The organism is Agrilactobacillus fermenti (assembly GCF_047943045.1).
Lineage (GTDB): Bacteria > Bacillota > Bacilli > Lactobacillales > Lactobacillaceae > Agrilactobacillus > Agrilactobacillus fermenti.
Window position 1 is genome coordinate 759,449 of the sequence record NZ_CP181347.1, and the last position, 16,792, is coordinate 776,240.

Sequence of the window (16,792 nt, forward strand, 5' to 3'; positions counted from 1 at the left end):
GAGGTTCAGTCATGATTGAACGTCAAACCAATCGAAAATTTGATTTAGTTTCAGCTTATCAACCAGCCGGTGACCAAGGCGCAGCAATCGAAAAGCTGACGCAAGGGTTTAAAACTGGCGTTAAAGAACAGATTTTAGAAGGAGCCACCGGTACCGGGAAAACTTTTACAATGGCTAATATTATTGCGAATTTAAATAAGCCAACCTTAATTATTTCCCACAATAAAACGTTAGCGGGCCAGCTATACGGCGAATTTAAGGAATTTTTCCCGCATAACGCTGTGGAATATTTTGTAAGCTATTATGATTATTACCAGCCAGAAGCCTATGTCCCTTCAAGTGATACTTATATTGAAAAGGATTCTTCAATTAATGATGAAATTGATCAATTGCGGCATGCGGCAACCAGCGCGCTGCTAGAACGTAATGATGTTGTAGTTGTTGCCTCTGTCTCAAGCATCTTCGGTTTAGGTGATCCGCGAGAATACCGTAATTCAGTCATTTCTCTGCGTGTCGGTATGACCATCGAACGGAATGAACTGTTAAGACAACTGGTGAATGTCCAATTTGAACGAAATGATATTGATTTTCAACGGGGTCGGTTTCGTGTTCGTGGGGATGTGGTTGAGATTTTTCCTGCAGCTTGGAATGATCATGCTTTTCGAGTTGAATTTTTTGGGGATGAAATTGATCGCATCGTAGAAGTGGATGCGTTGACCGGAGAAGTTATTGGTGAACGAGAACAGGTTTCTATTTTTCCAGCAACACACTTTATGACTAATGATGACCAAATGTCAGCGGCAATTAAACGCATCAAGGCTGAATTAGCTGACCGTCTTCAGGTTTTAAAAGCAGATGGGAAATTATTAGAAGCACAGCGTCTGGAACAACGGACGACGTATGATATTGAGATGATGCAAGAAATGGGTTATACCTCTGGCATCGAGAACTATTCCCGGCATATGGAGGGACGAGCTGAAGGTGAGCCGCCATTTACATTATTAGATTTCTTTCCTAAAGATTTTAATATTATGATTGATGAATCTCACGTAACGATGCCACAGATTCGAGGCATGTACAATGGTGACCGGGCTCGAAAACAAATGTTAGTAGATTATGGGTTTCGCTTACCCAGTGCTTTAGATAATCGACCATTAACATTAGAAGAGTTTGAACAACATGTGCATCAGATTCTTTATGTCTCCGCAACGCCGGGCCCTTATGAATTAGCGCGGACCGATCATGTGGTGGAGCAGATTATTCGGCCAACTGGTTTGTTGGATCCAACGATTGAAATTCGACCAATCATGGGCCAGATTGACGATCTAGTTGGTGAGATCAATAAACGGGTCGAACAAGATGAGCGTGTTTTTGTGACGACTTTAACTAAAAAGATGGCTGAAGATTTGACGGATTATTTAAAGGAACTAGGTATTAAAGTCAAGTATCTGCATAGTGATATCAAAACCTTAGAGCGCACGGAAATCATACGTGATTTACGTTTAGGCAAGTTTGATGTGTTAGTCGGTATCAATTTATTACGGGAAGGTATCGATGTTCCAGAAGTATCTCTGATCGCGATTTTGGATGCCGATAAGGAAGGTTTCTTGCGAGCCGAACGTTCGCTGGTTCAGATTATTGGACGAGCAGCACGTAATCAACATGGGCACGTAATCATGTATGCTGATAAAATTACCGATTCTATGCGGGCGGCCATAGATAAAACACAGCATCGGCGTGAAATCCAAGAAGCCTTCAATGAAAAACATCATATTCAACCGAAAACGATCATTAAACCAATTCGTGATTCAATTTCGTTGGTTAAGACCGTCGCACATGAGGAAAATGACGAAATTGCGAAAGAACTAGATTTTGATAATATGACAAAAGCTGAAAAGCGTGACTTGATCGATCGCATGACCGCGCAAATGGAACAAGCAGCAAAGAAATTAGACTTTGAACAAGCGGCCACTTTACGGGATACGATTCTAGAGCTAAAAGCAGAAGTGGAGTAATGTATGGCTAACGATAAAATTGTAATTCATGGCGCACGTGCGCATAACTTAAAAAATATTGATGTGACGATTCCTAGAGATAAATTGGTGGTCGTGACTGGGTTATCAGGTTCCGGGAAAAGTTCACTGGCCTTTGACACTTTGTATGCTGAAGGGCAACGCCGTTATGTTGAAAGTTTATCTTCCTACGCACGGCAATTTTTAGGTCAAATGGATAAACCTGATGTGGATTCCATCGACGGTTTAAGTCCGGCAATTTCGATTGATCAAAAAACTACATCAAAAAATCCACGATCAACAGTGGGCACTGTCACTGAAATCAATGACTATTTGCGACTTTTGTGGGCACGCGTAGGTCAGCCTATTTGCCCCAATGATGGAACGCCGATTACGAGCCAGTCAGTTGATCAAATGGTCAACAAGACGCTTGCTTTACCAGAACGAACAAAGATCCAAATTATGTCACCAATCGTGCGTCAAAAAAAAGGGCAGCATAAAAAAATCTTTGCTCAGATTCAAAAGGAAGGCTACGTGCGTGTGCGTGTGGATGGTGAAGTTCATGATGTCTCTGAAGATTTTGACTTAGACAAAAATCTAAAGCATGATATTGATATTGTCATCGATCGATTAGTGATTCGTGATGGTATCCGTTCGCGCTTATTTGATTCGTTAGAGAGTGCTTTGCGGTTAAGTGATGGTTATGCCAATGTGGATGTTATTGGTGGTGAACCGTTAATCTTCTCTGAACATTATGCTTGCCCAATTTGTGGTTTTACAGTCGGTGTTTTGGAGCCGCGTCTCTTTTCCTTTAATGCACCATTTGGGGCTTGCCCAGATTGTGATGGCCTTGGCATGAAATTGGAAGTTGATCCCGACTTAGTAGTTCCCGATTCTAGCAAGACATTAGAAGAGGGCGCTTTAGCACCCTGGAATCCGATCAGTTCGCAGTATTACCCGAATATGCTCGCCCAAGCCTGTGCAGCGTTTAAGATTCCCATGGATAAACCTTTCAATAAATTGACCAAGAAACAACAACACACAGTCTTATATGGTTCAGACGGCAAAAAATTTCATTTTCATTATCAAAGTGATTTTGGTAATGTTCGGGATGTGGATACTGCATTTGAAGGGGTGATTCCTAATGTGGATCGCCGCTACCATGAGACCAATAGTGACTTCACCAGAGAGCAAATGCGCTTGTACATGCAGGAATTAACTTGTCAGACCTGTCATGGTAAACGTTTGAATCGGCAGGCATTGTCCGTTAAAATTGCCGGTCAGGATATTGCCGAAGTGTCCGATTATTCAATCAAAGATGCATTACCCTTTTTTAAGGCATTGCACTTTTCTGAACAAAATGAAACGATTGCGAAGCCAATTCTAAAAGAAGTAAGCGATCGACTATCATTTCTAAATAATGTGGGTTTGGATTATTTAACATTGTCTCGTTCAGCAGGAACGTTATCTGGCGGTGAGGCGCAGCGGATTCGTTTAGCTACGCAAATTGGTTCTAATCTATCTGGCGTATTGTATATTCTAGATGAACCTTCCATTGGCTTACATCAACGTGATAATGATCGTTTGATCAATTCTTTGAAACGCATGCGTGATTTAGGCAATACTTTGATTGTGGTGGAACATGATGAAGATACGATGCGTGCAGCAGATTACTTGATTGATGTTGGGCCCGGTGCCGGTGATAAGGGTGGCCAGATAATGGCGGCTGGGACGCCAAAAGAAGTTGAGCAGAATCCGAATTCATTGACAGGTCAATATTTAGCAGGGAAAAAATATATTTCGGTGCCAACAAAACGCCGAAAAGGAAATGGCAAAAAGATTCGATTGACTGGTGCTGCGGAAAACAACTTGAAGCAGATTACGGTAGACTTTCCTTTAGGCAAGTTTGTGGCTGTAACGGGTGTTTCCGGTTCTGGTAAATCGACTTTAGTAAACACCATCTTGAAGAAGGCATTAGCTCAAAAGTTAAATCATAATTCTAATAAACCTGGTAAATATAAGAAGATCTCAGGTTATCAGAATATTGAGAAATTAGTGGATATCGATCAAAGTCCAATTGGGCGGACACCACGTAGTAATCCGGCAACCTATACGAGTGTCTTTGATGATATTCGGGGTCTATTTGCGCAAACAAATGAAGCTAAAACGCGGGGGTATCAGAAGGGTCGCTTCTCATTTAATGTCAAAGGCGGCCGCTGTGAAAATTGTAAGGGCGACGGTATCATGAAGATTGAAATGAATTTTCTCCCTGATGTTTATGTACCCTGTGAAGTTTGTCATGGCAAACGTTACAATTCAGAGACTTTAGAAGTCACTTATAAAGGTAAAAATATTGCGGACGTACTGGATATGACCGTGGACGAAGCTTTAACTTTCTTTGAACCAATTCCTAAGATCCGGCGTAAATTGCAGACAATCGTTGATGTCGGTTTAGGCTATATCACTTTGGGACAATCCGCTACGACTTTATCCGGTGGGGAAGCACAGCGTATGAAATTAGCTTCAGAGCTGCATAAAAAATCTTCGGGTAAAAACTTTTATATTTTAGATGAACCAACGACAGGATTGCATACAGACGATATCAAACGGCTTTTAAATGTTTTAAACGCTTTGGTTGATGAGGGTAACACGGTTTTAGTGATCGAACACAACTTGGATGTTATCAAAGATGCGGATTATGTCATTGATTTAGGACCTGAAGGTGGCGACAAAGGCGGTCATGTTGTAGCTACTGGTACGCCAGAACAGATTGCTAAAGTACCTGAAAGTTATACCGGAAAGTATCTGGCACCAATGTTAGCCAAACGACAAAAACAGTAAATATTTTGCATTTTATTTTTGAAACTCCTATCATGAGAATATGTTTAAATAGTTTCATGATAAGGGAGGAAATTGAATGTTTAGTCATCCAGATTATCAACGTGGTTTTGATTGGACGGAGTTTTTAAGTGGTATTTTGTTCATTTTGATCTCAGTTTATTTTTTTAGTCGGCCGGTGGTAGCTTTGGGTAGTTTAGTCGTGATCACCGCTTTGATCGCGATTGTTCGCGGCATTGTTAATCTAAGCAGCTATACTAAGTTCCGTGCGATTATGCCAGTCAGTTGGCTGCTCGTGGTGGCAGCGGCCCTAGATATCATTGTTGGCTTACTCTTTTTGTTTGATACAGCGCTAGGCAGCTTAACCATTGCCTATCTATTTGGATTCTGGTTTTTGATTGATGCAATTACAGGCTTATTAACGAGTGGTCATCTGCGTACTTTTGGTGGTGGCTGGTTCGTTATCTCTGTAATTTTTGATATACTAGCGTTAGCTTTAGGTGTGATGATGATTTTACAACCGGCTTTAGCTGCGTATACGTTAGTGTTTATTGTGACCTGGTTCTTGTTAGTTGCTGGGTTGAATCATATTGTGATTGCTTTTGCTCGTCGGTAGATCAGACCACATGAATGATATAGTTATGAGTTAAATTTAAATTTGAGCAACAGGGTGGGACCAGTTACATTTTGGGCCACCCTGTTAGTGTATACGGTGAAAATCTAGTAATAAATTGGTTCTTTGCGATGTTAATTTAAACGGATCGTTGAAAATGGGTGATTTGCATACATGACACACCAGGTATGTTATAATTAGCTAAATCTCAAATTAAATGTAAACAATTTATTAGAAAGTGGGGCAAAACATGCAGCAGCCAGATACATTGAGTTTAGTGATCATTACGGGCATGAGTGGGGCTGGTAAAACAGTTGCCATGCAAAGCTTCGAGGATTTAGGCTATTTTTGTGTGGATAACATGCCACCAAGCTTATTACCCAAGTTTTGGGAATTGGTTAAAGAATCGGGGAAGATTACCAAAATTGCCTTGGTGATCGATTTACGTTCGCGAGCTTTTTATGATGAAATCATCAGTATGTTGTCTAGCGTAGATAACTCGAATTTTGTCTCCACAAAAATCTTGTTTTTAGATGCCTCCAACGAAGAATTAGTCTCGCGGTATAAGGAAACGAGGCGGTCTCATCCACTAGCCATGGAAGGGCGTTTAATGGATGGCATTTTGAAAGAACGGGAATTATTAGCAGAAATGCGTTCTCGGGCACAATTAGTGATCGATACTTCTGATTTGTCTCCTCGTCAGTTGCGAGAAGAAATTTTCGATAATTTCAAGGTAAGTGATAATCCTACTTTTCATTTAGAAATTATGTCCTTTGGATTTAAATATGGGCTACCGATCGATGCCGATATTGTCATGGATGTCCGCTTTTTACCAAATCCATATTATGTTCCGGCTTACCGGAATAAAACCGGTTTAGATAAACCAGTTTATGACTATGTTATGGCGCAGCCGACAACTGAAGAGTTCTATACGCGCTATTTAGATTTATTGCGGCTGATTATGCCGGGGTATGTCAATGAAGGCAAAACAAGCATGACAATCGCAATTGGCTGTACTGGTGGGCAGCACCGTTCAGTCGCAATTGCCAGTCGATTAGCTAAGGATCTCGGCAAAGAGTATCCAGTGGATGTGACCCATCGAGATATGTCTAAACGCAAAGAAACGGTGAATCGCTCATGAGTTACGGTAATAAGATCATTCGTGTGATTAAAGGTCGTCGGCCGAAGATCGTTGTGATCGGTGGCGGTACGGGGCTGCCAGTTATTCTAAATAGCTTACGCGATAAAAATGCAGCAATTACGGCCATCGTAACGGTTGCCGATGATGGCGGTTCATCCGGTGCGATTCGGGACTATATTAATGTTGTGCCACCTGGTGATATTCGCAACGTACTGGTTTCGCTGTCCGATTTGCCAGCAGATTTTTTGAATATTTTCCAATATCGGTTTAATAGTAAAGATTCGTTTTTCGCTGGTCATGCGATCGGTAATTTAATTATCGCGGCACTTTCAGAAATGGAAGATAATATTTTTGACGCGGTTCAAAAACTTTCAAAAATGATGAAAGTAGATGGTCAAGTTTTTCCAGCTTCTAATGAACCGTTGACACTGAATGCAAAATTTCAAGATGGCACGACATTGTCTGGTGAAACGGAAATTACCCATGCACGCAATAAGGTAGAGCGTGTCTGGATCACAAATACCCAAGATAGTACTCAACCACCCAAAGCGGTTGCCCCTGTTTTAAAAGCCATTTTGGATGCTGATGTTGTTGTTTTAGGGCCGGGATCCTTGTTCACCAGTATCTTACCAAACTTGATGATTCCTAATTTAGGCGATGCTGTACGTCAAACAAAGGCGGAAATCATTTATAACTGTAATATTATGACGCAAATGGGCGAAACTGAACATTTCACGGATGCAGATCATGTTCGTGTTTTAGATCGTCATTTAGGCGGTGATTTTGTGGATACCGTTTTGGTCAATACGGCGCCAGTTCCTGATAATTACTTGGATCACCAAAAGTATGATGAGTACTTAGTTCAGGTAAAACATGATTTTGAAGGCTTACGTGATTTAGGTTGTCGTGTGATCTCTGATGATTTTCTGGATTTACATGATCATGGCGTATTTCATAACGGTGAAAAAGTTGCAAATGAAATTGTGAATTTAGCTTTACAACGGGATGGTCGGAGACGGAGGTGAATCAATGGCATCTTATGCAAGTCAAGTAAAAAAGGAACTAACAAGTTTAGAGGTACATCCAGAACATGCCCGGGCGGAATTAGCCGCTTTGATTCGAATGAATGGTTCCTTGGATTTGGTGGATCATCATTTTCTTTTAGTGATTCAGACGGAAAATCCGGCTATCGCACGGCGAATTTACGCTTTGATTCGCCAACTGTATCAAATTGAAGCCCGACTATCAGTCCAAAGAAAAATGAAACTCAAAAAAAATAACTTGTATTTGGTACGGTTAATGCAGCATAGTGAATTGGTCTTGCGTGATTTGGGGATCATTCATGGTGACAGTTGGTTGATCCAGACTAAGATTCCAGACAAAATTCTAAATGCAGAACAGCGCATGCGCTCCTATCTGCGTGGGGCTTTCTTGGCAGGGGGATCGGTCAATAGTCCCGAAACAAGCCGTTATCATTTGGAGATTTATTCACTACATGAAGATCACAATCAAGGTATTTTACAAATGATGAATCATTTTGATCTCCATGCAAAAACAACCGAGAGGCGCAATGGATACGTCGCCTACATCAAAGAAGCGGAAAAAATTTCTGATTTCCTTCAAGTTGTTGGTGCTACAAAAGCGATGCTTTCCTTTGAAGATGTTCGCATTGTTCGAGATATGCGCAATTCTGTGAATCGGCTGGTTAACTGCGAAACCGCAAATATGAATAAAACAATCGATGCGGCTACGCGACAGTTAGAAAATATCAAGTTTTTGAAAAACACGGTGGGGTTTGAGCGTTTACCAGAGAAATTACGTGAAATTGCTCAGTTACGTTTAGATAACCCCGAGATGTCACTGAAGGAATTGGCTGAAATTGTTCCCAGCGGCGCTATTTCCAAATCAGGTATCAATCATCGTTTACGGAAATTATCACAGTTGGCTGAGCAAAAACGTCAGGATTTAGTAAGTTAAGAAAAGAGTGGATACGATGACAAAACCGATTTTATTAGATGAGCAATTATGTTTTTCGATTTATCAAGCACATAAAGTTTTTAATCATTTTTATGCAAAAGCACTAGAACCCTTCCATTTAACCTATTCACAATACATCGTGTTATTAGTATTGTGGGAACAAGGTAGTTTGTCAGTCAAGTCACTGGGACAAGAGGTCGGTTTGGATAGTGGCACATTGACACCGTTATTAAAACGACTGGAGAAGGATGGCTGGGTTACTCGGCAACGTTCCAAAGAAGATGAACGACGTTTGGATGTTTCTTTGACGGATAAAGCCAAGCAGCAAAAAGATGTTATTTATGCTCATGTTGGTTCTTGCATTGATGCGATTGGGTTAAGTAATGATCAATATAATCAAGTCAAGTCAGATGTAGAGCGTGTGCAAAAGTTATTAAGTAATGTGCCCGATACGACTTTTGCAAAAAATTAAGTGGTTTTCACCTTGGGTATCAGTGGATATATTGTTGGTCGGAATATGGGCTACAAAAAAAGGATCAATGCAAAACAAATTGTTTGCATCGATCCTTTTTTTTACATATCAGTGGTTATTTTTTAGGACTGTTCGTCATAATTTTATCAATTAGACCATAGTCCTTAGCTTCTTGAGCAGTTAGGAAGTTATCCCGTTCAGTATCGCGCTGAATAGTCTCCAAATCCTGACCAGTTGCATCGGCTAAAATTTGGTTCATTAACTTTCTAGTTTTTAGAATTTCTTCTGCAGCAATTTCAATTTCAGTTTGCTGACCTTGAGCACCACCAGAAGGTTGGTGAATCATAACAGTTGCATGTGGCAAGGCAAACCGCTTGCCTTTAGTGCCGGCAGCCAGCAACACGCTGGCCATCGAGGCAGCCATCCCCATAGCAATTGTTTGGACATCAGCTTTAACAAAGTTCATTGTATCCATGATCGCCAAACCAGAACTGATTACGCCACCAGGAGAATTAATGTAGATATAAATGTCTTTTTCAGAATCTTGGGCATCTAGGAAAAGTAACTGTGCAATAATGGAATTTGCCATTTGATCGTTTACTTCGCCAGAAAGCATGATAATGCGATCTTTTAATAGACGTGAGTAAATGTCATAAGCTCGTTCGCCTCTTGCAGATTGCTCTATAACTGTAGGTACAAGCATAAACGAACCTCCTAATCTAATTTAGCACTCTAATTAGTACAGTGCTAAATTTACCATAAAGCTCGAAATAGGTCAACAAATTCAACTTTGATTTGTAAAATGTTAGCAAAAATTATCGTATAATAATTAGATTTTGATGTGAAAAAAGAATATACTTTTAAAGCAAATTCTGCTAAGATAGATAAAGTGCTATTGTCATGTTTTATGACATCAGAATTTTAGGAGGTAAATTATGAAGAAGTGGCTCTTAATGACACTTGGGTTCGTTGCTTGTTTCATTGGTTTGGCAACTACTTTCAGTCCAAATCAGAATGTACAAGCTGCAAAAACATATACAATTGGAACGGATGTTACATACCCGCCATTTGAATTTGCCAATAAGGAAAATAAATACGTCGGTATCGATGTTGATTTAATGAAGGCTGTGGCTAAAGAAGAGGGCTTCAAGGTCAATATCAAAACCATGGGCTTTAACGCTGCTGTACAGGCGATGGAAGCTGGACAAATTGACGGTGTAATTGCTGGTATGATGATTACACCGGCGCGTCAACAAAAATTCGATTTCTCAGCGCCATATTATAATTCTGGGGTTGTCATGGCTGTCGGGAAGAACAGTACCATCAAGAACTTTTCGCAATTAAAGGGTAAACGGGTGGCACTAAAAACTGGGACGGCAGCGGCCACTTTTGCGATCAGTATCAAAGATAAGTATGGTTTTAAGACTGTTACTTTTGATGATTCTAATAACATGTATGAAGATGTGGCCACTGGTAATTCAGTTGCTTGTTTTGATGATCAGCCTGTTTTGCAGTATGCCATTCAACATGGTGAAAAACTGAAGTTGGCTACAAAACCTCAAACAAGCGGGGCTTATGGTTTTGCCGTTAAAAAAGGTGCAAATCAAGAGCTACTTGCCAAATTTAACGCTGGTTATAAGAAGTTAAAAGCAAATGGGACTTATCAAAAAATCGTTAAGAAATATGTCGGTTCGACAAGTGGTATTCCTAAAGCATCAGTAGCTGTTGCTGCGACAACAAAGGGGACACAGAGTGCTAAGAATCCTAATGTTGCTGGGAAAACCTTTAATATTGGCACAGATGTGACTTTTCCACCATTTGAATTTGCTAATAATAGTAATGAATATGTTGGGATCGATATGGACCTCATGCGGGCAATTGCTAAGAATCAGGGGTTCAAAGTACAAATCAAGCCGCTTGGATTTAATGCGGCTGTGCAAGCTTTGGAATCTGGGCAGATCGATGGGACTATTGCTGGTATGTCCATTACGGATGAACGTAAACAGAAATTTGATTTTTCGGATCCTTATTTTCAATCTGGAGTCGTGATGGCGGTTGCTAAGGAGAGCTCAGTCAAAAGCTTGTCGCAGTTGAAGGGTAAGAAAGTTGCCGTTAAGACTGGGACAGCCGGAGCTGATTATGCTAATAGCATTAAGGATAAGTATGGCTTCAAAACCGTTACTTTTGACGATTCCAATAATATGTACCAAGATGTCGTTACCGGTAATTCAGTTGCTTGTTTTGAAGACTCACCGGTTATGCAATACGGGATCAAACAGGGGACTAAGCTTAAAATTGTAACTGATCCGGCAGAAAAAGGAGATTATGGTTTTGCTGTTAAAAAAGGCGTTAATCAGGATCTCTTGGCAGCTTTTAATGCTGGATTGAAGAATTTAAAGGCCAATGGCGAGTACAATAAAATTACAAGCAAATATTTGGGTAGTAAACAGAATAATGCTGAAAGTGCAGCTAAGAGCAACAATGCGGACACTGAGGATCGCTCTTTCTTTGGCTTGATCAAACAGAATAAGGGCGCTTTGTGGAGTGGTTTCAAAGAAACTATGTGGCTGACTATCGTTTCAATTTTCTTTGCAACCGTATTTGGCGTCATTGTCGGTTTGTTGGGCGTTGCACCTGGTAAATTCGGCAAGGGCCTTTCAAGTACGTTGATCTATATTTTCCGGGGGATGCCGTTGCTAGTTCTGGCATTGTTCATTTATACCGGTATTCCGAGCTTGACTGGTAGTAAGATACCGGCATTTATTGCTGGTGTAGTTACTTTAACCCTCAATGAGGGGGCTTATACGGCTGCCTTTGTTAAAGGAGGCATCGAGGCCGTGGATACTGGACAAATGGAGGCTGCTAGAAGTTTGGGCCTACCTTATGGGAAGTCAATGCGTAAAGTCATTTTGCCACAGGGTATCAAGATCATGGTACCATCTTTCATTAACCAATTTATTATTACGTTAAAAGATACTTCGATTTTGTCTATTATTGGCTTGTTGGAATTAACTCAAACAGGTAAGATTATTATCGCACGTAATTTGGAAGGCTTTAAAGTTTGGACGATTATTGCTTTGATCTATCTAATTGTTATCACCTTATTGACTTGGCTTTCTAATTGGGTTCAAAGGAGAATGAATGCATGAGCTTAAAAGTACAAGTAACTGACTTAAATAAGAGCTTTGGTTCCAACCATGTGCTTAAAGGCATTGATTTAGATGTGCAAAATAATGAAGTTGTAGTTATTATCGGACCTTCTGGTTCAGGTAAGAGTACGTTGTTGCGTTGCTTAAACCGTCTTGAAACACCTACCTCTGGTAAAATTGTGATCGATAATGTAGATATTAGTGATCCTAAAGCAGATATTAATCGGGTACGACAAAATATTGGGATGGTTTTTCAGCATTTTAATCTATTTAATAATATGACAGTTGCTGAAAATATCATGTTGGCACCAATGGAATTAAAGGGAGAAACTGAGAGTCAGGCAGCTGACCAAGCGCACAAGTTGTTACAGCAAGTTGGCTTGGATGAAAAATTTGATGCCAAAATCCAATCACTATCTGGTGGTCAACAACAACGTGTGGCCATTGCCCGGGCCTTAGCTATGAATCCGGATATTATGTTGTTTGACGAACCAACATCAGCACTGGATCCGGAAATGGTTGGCGACGTCTTAGAGGTTATGAAAGACCTGGCTAAGCAAGGCATGACGATGGTTGTTGTGACCCACGAAATGGGTTTTGCCAAAGAAGTTGCTGACCGTGTGATATTTGCCGATGAAGGTAAAATTCTTGAGCAAGGAAAACCAAATGAAATTTTTGGCAACCCCCAGAATCCACGACTCAAGGACTTCTTAAATAAGGTATTAAATGTTTAATTCATATTGAATTTCTGACCGCTGGTGAGGAGTAGCTTTATACTCTGATCAGCGGTTTTTTAGATGGCTGAGTGGTTTGAATTTAAATGATATACTTTAAAAAAGGTGTAATTATTGGTTCTCTTGATTGAAATATAGTGGCCTTGATAATGTGAGGTGAGTTAGATGGCTTTTATAAAAAACAGAATTTCTAAATTTAGTGTTGTCAATGTGCTCTTGCAGGTGTTAATTGTTTCTTTAGGGCGTAATTCATTAAAACGGACCATTCCTGTTCATTTTTCATTTAATGGTGTTCCAGATAGTTATATTTATGGTGCTAAGCTTACCTCAATGCTTATGGCCATTCTTGTGATTAATTTTATTGCCTATTTGATTTATATGTTGCCTTTGAATTACGTACTGCCGCCGATTTTCGCTGATTTTTTGAAACAGATAAAGATTATCTTTTCTATCTGGCTATATGTTTTTTCATGGAACTTATTACCATTTTTCTTTCACGGCAATCAGAAACCATTTGAATATCTTATGTTTATAATGAATGTATTGTTGTTATTTTCTTGGGCAGTAGTCATTGTTAAAAAGTTGATTTTAAAGCGTTAATGATTAAGTGTAAGCTAATATCTTGTAGCTAATCTCAGCAGAGTGTCAGTAATTGTGGTGGTATAAGGATAGGATCAGTTAAAGCCGTATAAGAAGCGGATTTTCAACCATGTTCAGCGTCTTTGTAAATAGAACATACTTTTTTTAAACGAACCACAATTCAATAAAAACAAAAAAGCCCCAAAACGTTGAATTAACAACATTTTAGGACTTGATTATATTTGATGAAATCGCGTTATGCACCACCCGGGAACTGAACCACTATTTATATAAATGCCTTAACAACGGAATTTATCAAGGTATCAAAGTGAATTTTGATGTCCGTGATGTACTCATGATGTACTTTTTTTAAAAGTTAACGTAATTTGTAAATTTGGATATTGTCTCTTTTTTGGCTTTTTTGGATACGTGTGTGTAAATATTCAAAGTAGTTGTAACATCTGAATGGCCTAGTTGGCTTTGAACCTGTTTGATCGTTGCTCCAGATTCAAATGCGAGTGAGGCGAAAGTATGGCGAAAGCCATGGATCGTGATAGGCGGTAAATTCGTTTGTTTGATTACTTCATTTAGCCACTTGCTTGGTTTGGGCAAGGACAACAAATGGTTATTTAGGTTCTGGAATATCAGCTGATTATCGTTATCTTTTTGTTTCAAACCAACCATTAATAGTTCTTCTGCTTGCTGGATTTTCCAGCGTTTTAATATAGCAATTGTTTTTGCATCTAAGTCTAATGTTCGAATTGAGGTTTTTGTTTTTGGTGTGCCTATCGTCATTTGGTTGTTTAGCTTGCGTGTGACTGCTTTTGTGATTTTCAAGGTATTTGTCTTGAAGTTGATATCAGACCATACCAGAGCCAAAATTTCGCCCCTACGAAGGCCCGTGAAGGCCAACACTCTGAAGAATACAATTGCCTTTGGAAGTGGGTGTTTGGCAGTTGGACCATACTTATTTTCAAGAGCTGCGAAAAAGATTTCTAGTTGAGATCTATCCCAGAAATTTTCAAAGCCATCTTTATCAGAGATTTTACCCATTTTAGGTTTTTCAATTAAATCAAATGGATTTCGTTGAATGATTCCCCGACGCTCGGCTAAGCGTAGAGGTAAGGCGGCATACGCAATAATTTTACGATAATCAACAAACTGTTCAGCCCATTGATTCGCTATTTTTTGAATCATATCTGGGTTGATTTTATCAATATAGAATTTTCCGAGACTCGGGATGATGTGGTGTTTGAACATACTCATTACGCGATTGAGTGTTGATTCTTTAACCGTTGTTTTATAACCTTCAAGCCAATTTTTGTACATATTTTCATATTTTGGTGGTTTTACTTCGTTTGTTTTAACAACACCTGCTAGTAATCGTGCCATTGCAGTTTTGGCTTGTGTTTTGGTCTTAAAGCCCCTGCGTGTGACCCGCATCTTCTTTCCAGTCAGTTCATTGATACCCACATAGATACTGAAGTAATATGATGTCTTACCGTCTTTTTGGGTATATTGTTTAATTGGATCTGCCATTGAAATTAGCCTCACTTTTCTGTTGACTTAATAAATCGGAGACACTCTTTTAAATCTAAAAATAGAATGTGTTTTTCATAGAAAGTATTTCCATTTTTTGGTAAAATAGAGTACGCAAATAGCGCACATCTAGTGTGTCTTTTGTTGGTAGCATATCCCACAAACTTTGGTCGGTGAGGGGATATGCTTTTTTAAAATCATAATTTAAGTGAATGGTTAGTATATTATTTTTTTGTAGAATTCATATCTTTTAGAATTTGTTTTTCTAAATAAACCCTCTGTGCGCCTTCTTTGTATAAATGGTGGATTCCCCAACCTCCAATTAGTAATATAGCTATTGCAAAAAAACTGGCAAATTTCCAACGATTATTATGATGTACCAAGGCTATACATAAAAAAACAATTAAGGTAAAAACTAATAGAAAAATAACAACGCCCCAAATGTGGGAATATACAAAATGGTTGGAAATATCTATCAATATATGTGCCTCCTTAGTTTAAAAGCCCAAAAGATCTTTCTTTTTAGCATTAAATTCTTCTTGTGTTATGATACCTTCATCTAAAAGCGACTTATACTCACGAATTTCATCAAATCTTTCGCGTTGCGTATCTTTAGTAATTATGTTTTTTTCTTCTACAATTTTGTTTGTCGAGACGTCTATTTCTTCTGGTTGTCGAGCATAGAGTTTGAAACTTGTTAAATCAATATATTCTGAATTGAACAGAAGAAGTTGCAGGTTAATAGTCTCCTTAGTATTAATATTTTCTAGTGTCAGAACAGTATGTGCTTGATCTTCAACTCTTTGTGTCGTAGTCGAATTAGTTCCAGCTTCTCCCGTAATTTTATCTTTTCCCATGCCATGACCCACTAGACCGCCGGCTACAGCTCCAATTCCGCCAGTTAAGGCGCCACCTATAATTGCACCACTCAGTCCGTGGCGCTTTTTCTTTATAGTTTGTTTACCGGGCGTATTTGTTTCAACCACTTCCTCGTGAAATACAGGGCCATCAAATTTAATTGATATCAAGTGATATAAAGTTGAATCTTTCAAATTAAAACTAATAGTATCATCATCTAGTTGATATATTTTTGGTAAAATCACACCGCCATTAACAGATTTACGTGAAGTTGAATTGTAAAAAGTAATCGGAGCTTTTCTTACGACTCTTTGTTTATACCCAGTTTCATTTGAACTCATTGATATTTCGCCTCCAAAGTATGATATATTATTTTTATAGCTCCCACGCTATACGTATTTGCTCTAGCCATTGCCGTGGCTAGGGCTTTTTTATTTTACATAATTTTTGAAAAAACTTTCTAGTTCGTAGTAATATTTTGAATTGATATTAAAATGTCTTAAAAAATTGGGAATAGTGATCGTTCCGCCATCTTCATATGCCATTTCACTTTGTCCCATTTTTAGTAACATATAGAACGAACCAATATCCGCTCGATGTTCAATATGACTGTTAAACGTATATGGGGTATTCAACAGAGGAGCTACTTCTTCATCAAGTAAAGTATGAATTACTTCGTGACCACAGACAAAGTATTTTTGATCAGAATCTTCATTAATGAAAATGGTTCTTGAATGTGGTTCGGACAGCCCCAGAACATTTTTGGGAAATGGGGCATATTTGATATTAACATCATAGTATGCAGCTACGGCAAAAGGTGAGTTTAAATTTTCATTATCAATTGTCTCAAAGATTGGGATTAAACTTGCATCTACCATAA

General features: G+C 39.1%; 15 protein-coding genes. 10 read left to right on the forward strand and 5 right to left on the reverse strand.

What is annotated here, in order from left to right; all coding sequences use genetic code 11:
• Positions 1-11: 11 nt before the first annotated feature.
• The 7 genes from uvrB to ACNAN0_RS03690 all read left to right on the forward strand — a co-directional run bounded on the left by uvrB (position 12) and on the right by ACNAN0_RS03690 (position 9,053).
• The gene (gene uvrB / locus ACNAN0_RS03660) at positions 12-2,015 is read left to right on the forward strand and encodes an excinuclease ABC subunit UvrB (RefSeq protein WP_230914073.1); all 2,004 of its coding nucleotides are present in this window, start codon (positions 12-14) and stop codon (positions 2,013-2,015) included.
• A 3-nt stretch (positions 2,016-2,018) separates the two neighbouring features.
• Positions 2,019-4,853 (forward strand): excinuclease ABC subunit UvrA, encoded by a 2,835-nt coding sequence (uvrA, locus tag ACNAN0_RS03665; RefSeq protein WP_416353887.1) that lies wholly within the window; start codon positions 2,019-2,021, stop codon positions 4,851-4,853.
• A gap of 76 nt (positions 4,854-4,929) precedes the next feature.
• Positions 4,930-5,466 carry an HdeD family acid-resistance protein gene (locus ACNAN0_RS03670; protein WP_416353888.1) on the forward strand — a complete coding sequence of 179 codons (537 nt, stop codon included), beginning with the start codon at positions 4,930-4,932 and terminating at the stop codon, positions 5,464-5,466.
• A 247-nt stretch (positions 5,467-5,713) separates the two neighbouring features.
• Positions 5,714-6,604 (forward strand): RNase adapter RapZ, encoded by an 891-nt coding sequence (gene rapZ, locus ACNAN0_RS03675; protein WP_230914076.1) that lies wholly within the window; start codon positions 5,714-5,716, stop codon positions 6,602-6,604.
• A complete protein-coding gene (locus tag ACNAN0_RS03680; RefSeq protein WP_416353889.1) occupies positions 6,601-7,629 on the forward strand; it encodes a gluconeogenesis factor YvcK family protein in 1,029 nt (342 codons plus the stop codon). The genes rapZ and ACNAN0_RS03680 overlap by 4 nt, the downstream gene beginning before the upstream one ends.
• Positions 7,630-7,633: 4 nt before the next feature.
• Positions 7,634-8,581, forward strand: coding sequence for a DNA-binding protein WhiA (whiA, locus tag ACNAN0_RS03685; RefSeq protein WP_416353890.1), 948 nt, complete (start codon positions 7,634-7,636; stop codon positions 8,579-8,581).
• 16 nt (positions 8,582-8,597) lie between these two features.
• Positions 8,598-9,053: a MarR family winged helix-turn-helix transcriptional regulator gene (locus ACNAN0_RS03690; RefSeq protein WP_230914079.1), complete on the forward strand. Its 456-nt coding sequence runs from the start codon at positions 8,598-8,600 to the stop codon at positions 9,051-9,053.
• A gap of 115 nt (positions 9,054-9,168) precedes the next feature.
• On the opposite strand, the gene clpP is transcribed toward ACNAN0_RS03690, so the two are convergent.
• Entirely contained in the window at positions 9,169-9,756 is a 588-nt protein-coding gene (gene clpP / locus ACNAN0_RS03695; RefSeq protein ID WP_230914080.1) for an ATP-dependent Clp endopeptidase proteolytic subunit ClpP, read from the reverse strand.
• 232 nt (positions 9,757-9,988) lie between these two features.
• Between clpP and ACNAN0_RS03700 the strand changes: the two genes are divergently transcribed.
• The 3 genes from ACNAN0_RS03700 (at position 9,989) to ACNAN0_RS03710 (ending at position 13,536) form a co-directional block, all read left to right on the forward strand.
• Positions 9,989-12,202 (forward strand): amino acid ABC transporter substrate-binding protein/permease, encoded by a 2,214-nt coding sequence (locus ACNAN0_RS03700; RefSeq protein ID WP_416353891.1) that lies wholly within the window; start codon positions 9,989-9,991, stop codon positions 12,200-12,202.
• Positions 12,199-12,936, forward strand: coding sequence for an amino acid ABC transporter ATP-binding protein (locus ACNAN0_RS03705; RefSeq protein WP_230914082.1), 738 nt, complete (start codon positions 12,199-12,201; stop codon positions 12,934-12,936). The genes ACNAN0_RS03700 and ACNAN0_RS03705 overlap by 4 nt, the downstream gene beginning before the upstream one ends.
• A 165-nt stretch (positions 12,937-13,101) precedes the next feature.
• Positions 13,102-13,536: a hypothetical protein gene (locus ACNAN0_RS03710; protein ID WP_416353892.1), complete on the forward strand. Its 435-nt coding sequence runs from the start codon at positions 13,102-13,104 to the stop codon at positions 13,534-13,536.
• 348 nt (positions 13,537-13,884) lie between these two features.
• Here ACNAN0_RS03710 and ACNAN0_RS03715 read toward each other — a convergent pair whose 3' ends face one another.
• The 4 genes from ACNAN0_RS03715 to ACNAN0_RS03730 all read right to left on the reverse strand — a co-directional run bounded on the left by ACNAN0_RS03715 (position 13,885) and on the right by ACNAN0_RS03730 (position 16,790).
• Positions 13,885-15,054: a tyrosine-type recombinase/integrase gene (locus tag ACNAN0_RS03715; protein WP_416353893.1), complete on the reverse strand. Its 1,170-nt coding sequence runs from the start codon at positions 15,052-15,054 to the stop codon at positions 13,885-13,887.
• Positions 15,055-15,278: 224 nt separating this feature from the next.
• Positions 15,279-15,533 carry a hypothetical protein gene (locus tag ACNAN0_RS03720; protein ID WP_416353894.1) on the reverse strand — a complete coding sequence of 85 codons (255 nt, stop codon included), beginning with the start codon at positions 15,531-15,533 and terminating at the stop codon, positions 15,279-15,281.
• A gap of 18 nt (positions 15,534-15,551) precedes the next feature.
• Entirely contained in the window at positions 15,552-16,253 is a 702-nt protein-coding gene (locus tag ACNAN0_RS03725; protein ID WP_416353895.1) for an SHOCT domain-containing protein, read from the reverse strand.
• Between the two features lie 90 nt (positions 16,254-16,343).
• A complete protein-coding gene (locus tag ACNAN0_RS03730; RefSeq protein ID WP_416353896.1) occupies positions 16,344-16,790 on the reverse strand; it encodes an ImmA/IrrE family metallo-endopeptidase in 447 nt (148 codons plus the stop codon).
• Between the last annotated feature and the right edge of the window lie 2 nt (positions 16,791-16,792).

Excerpts from the sequence above, each read along its gene's own strand:
- uvrB (WP_230914073.1), top strand. The coding sequence starts at position 12 with ATGATTGAACGTCAAACCAATCGAAAATTTGATTTAGTTTCAGCTTAT.
- uvrA (WP_416353887.1), top strand. The coding sequence starts at position 2,019 with ATGGCTAACGATAAAATTGTAATTCATGGCGCACGTGCGCATAACTTA.
- ACNAN0_RS03670 (WP_416353888.1), top strand. The coding sequence starts at position 4,930 with ATGTTTAGTCATCCAGATTATCAACGTGGTTTTGATTGGACGGAGTTT.
- rapZ (WP_230914076.1), top strand. The coding sequence starts at position 5,714 with ATGCAGCAGCCAGATACATTGAGTTTAGTGATCATTACGGGCATGAGT.
- ACNAN0_RS03680 (WP_416353889.1), top strand. The coding sequence starts at position 6,601 with ATGAGTTACGGTAATAAGATCATTCGTGTGATTAAAGGTCGTCGGCCG.
- whiA (WP_416353890.1), top strand. The coding sequence starts at position 7,634 with ATGGCATCTTATGCAAGTCAAGTAAAAAAGGAACTAACAAGTTTAGAG.
- ACNAN0_RS03690 (WP_230914079.1), top strand. The coding sequence starts at position 8,598 with ATGACAAAACCGATTTTATTAGATGAGCAATTATGTTTTTCGATTTAT.
- clpP (WP_230914080.1), bottom strand. The coding sequence starts at position 9,756 with ATGCTTGTACCTACAGTTATAGAGCAATCTGCAAGAGGCGAACGAGCT.
- ACNAN0_RS03700 (WP_416353891.1), top strand. The coding sequence starts at position 9,989 with ATGAAGAAGTGGCTCTTAATGACACTTGGGTTCGTTGCTTGTTTCATT.
- ACNAN0_RS03705 (WP_230914082.1), top strand. The coding sequence starts at position 12,199 with ATGAGCTTAAAAGTACAAGTAACTGACTTAAATAAGAGCTTTGGTTCC.
- ACNAN0_RS03710 (WP_416353892.1), top strand. The coding sequence starts at position 13,102 with ATGGCTTTTATAAAAAACAGAATTTCTAAATTTAGTGTTGTCAATGTG.
- ACNAN0_RS03715 (WP_416353893.1), bottom strand. The coding sequence starts at position 15,054 with ATGGCAGATCCAATTAAACAATATACCCAAAAAGACGGTAAGACATCA.
- ACNAN0_RS03725 (WP_416353895.1), bottom strand. The coding sequence starts at position 16,253 with ATGAGTTCAAATGAAACTGGGTATAAACAAAGAGTCGTAAGAAAAGCT.
- ACNAN0_RS03730 (WP_416353896.1), bottom strand. The coding sequence starts at position 16,790 with ATGGTAGATGCAAGTTTAATCCCAATCTTTGAGACAATTGATAATGAA.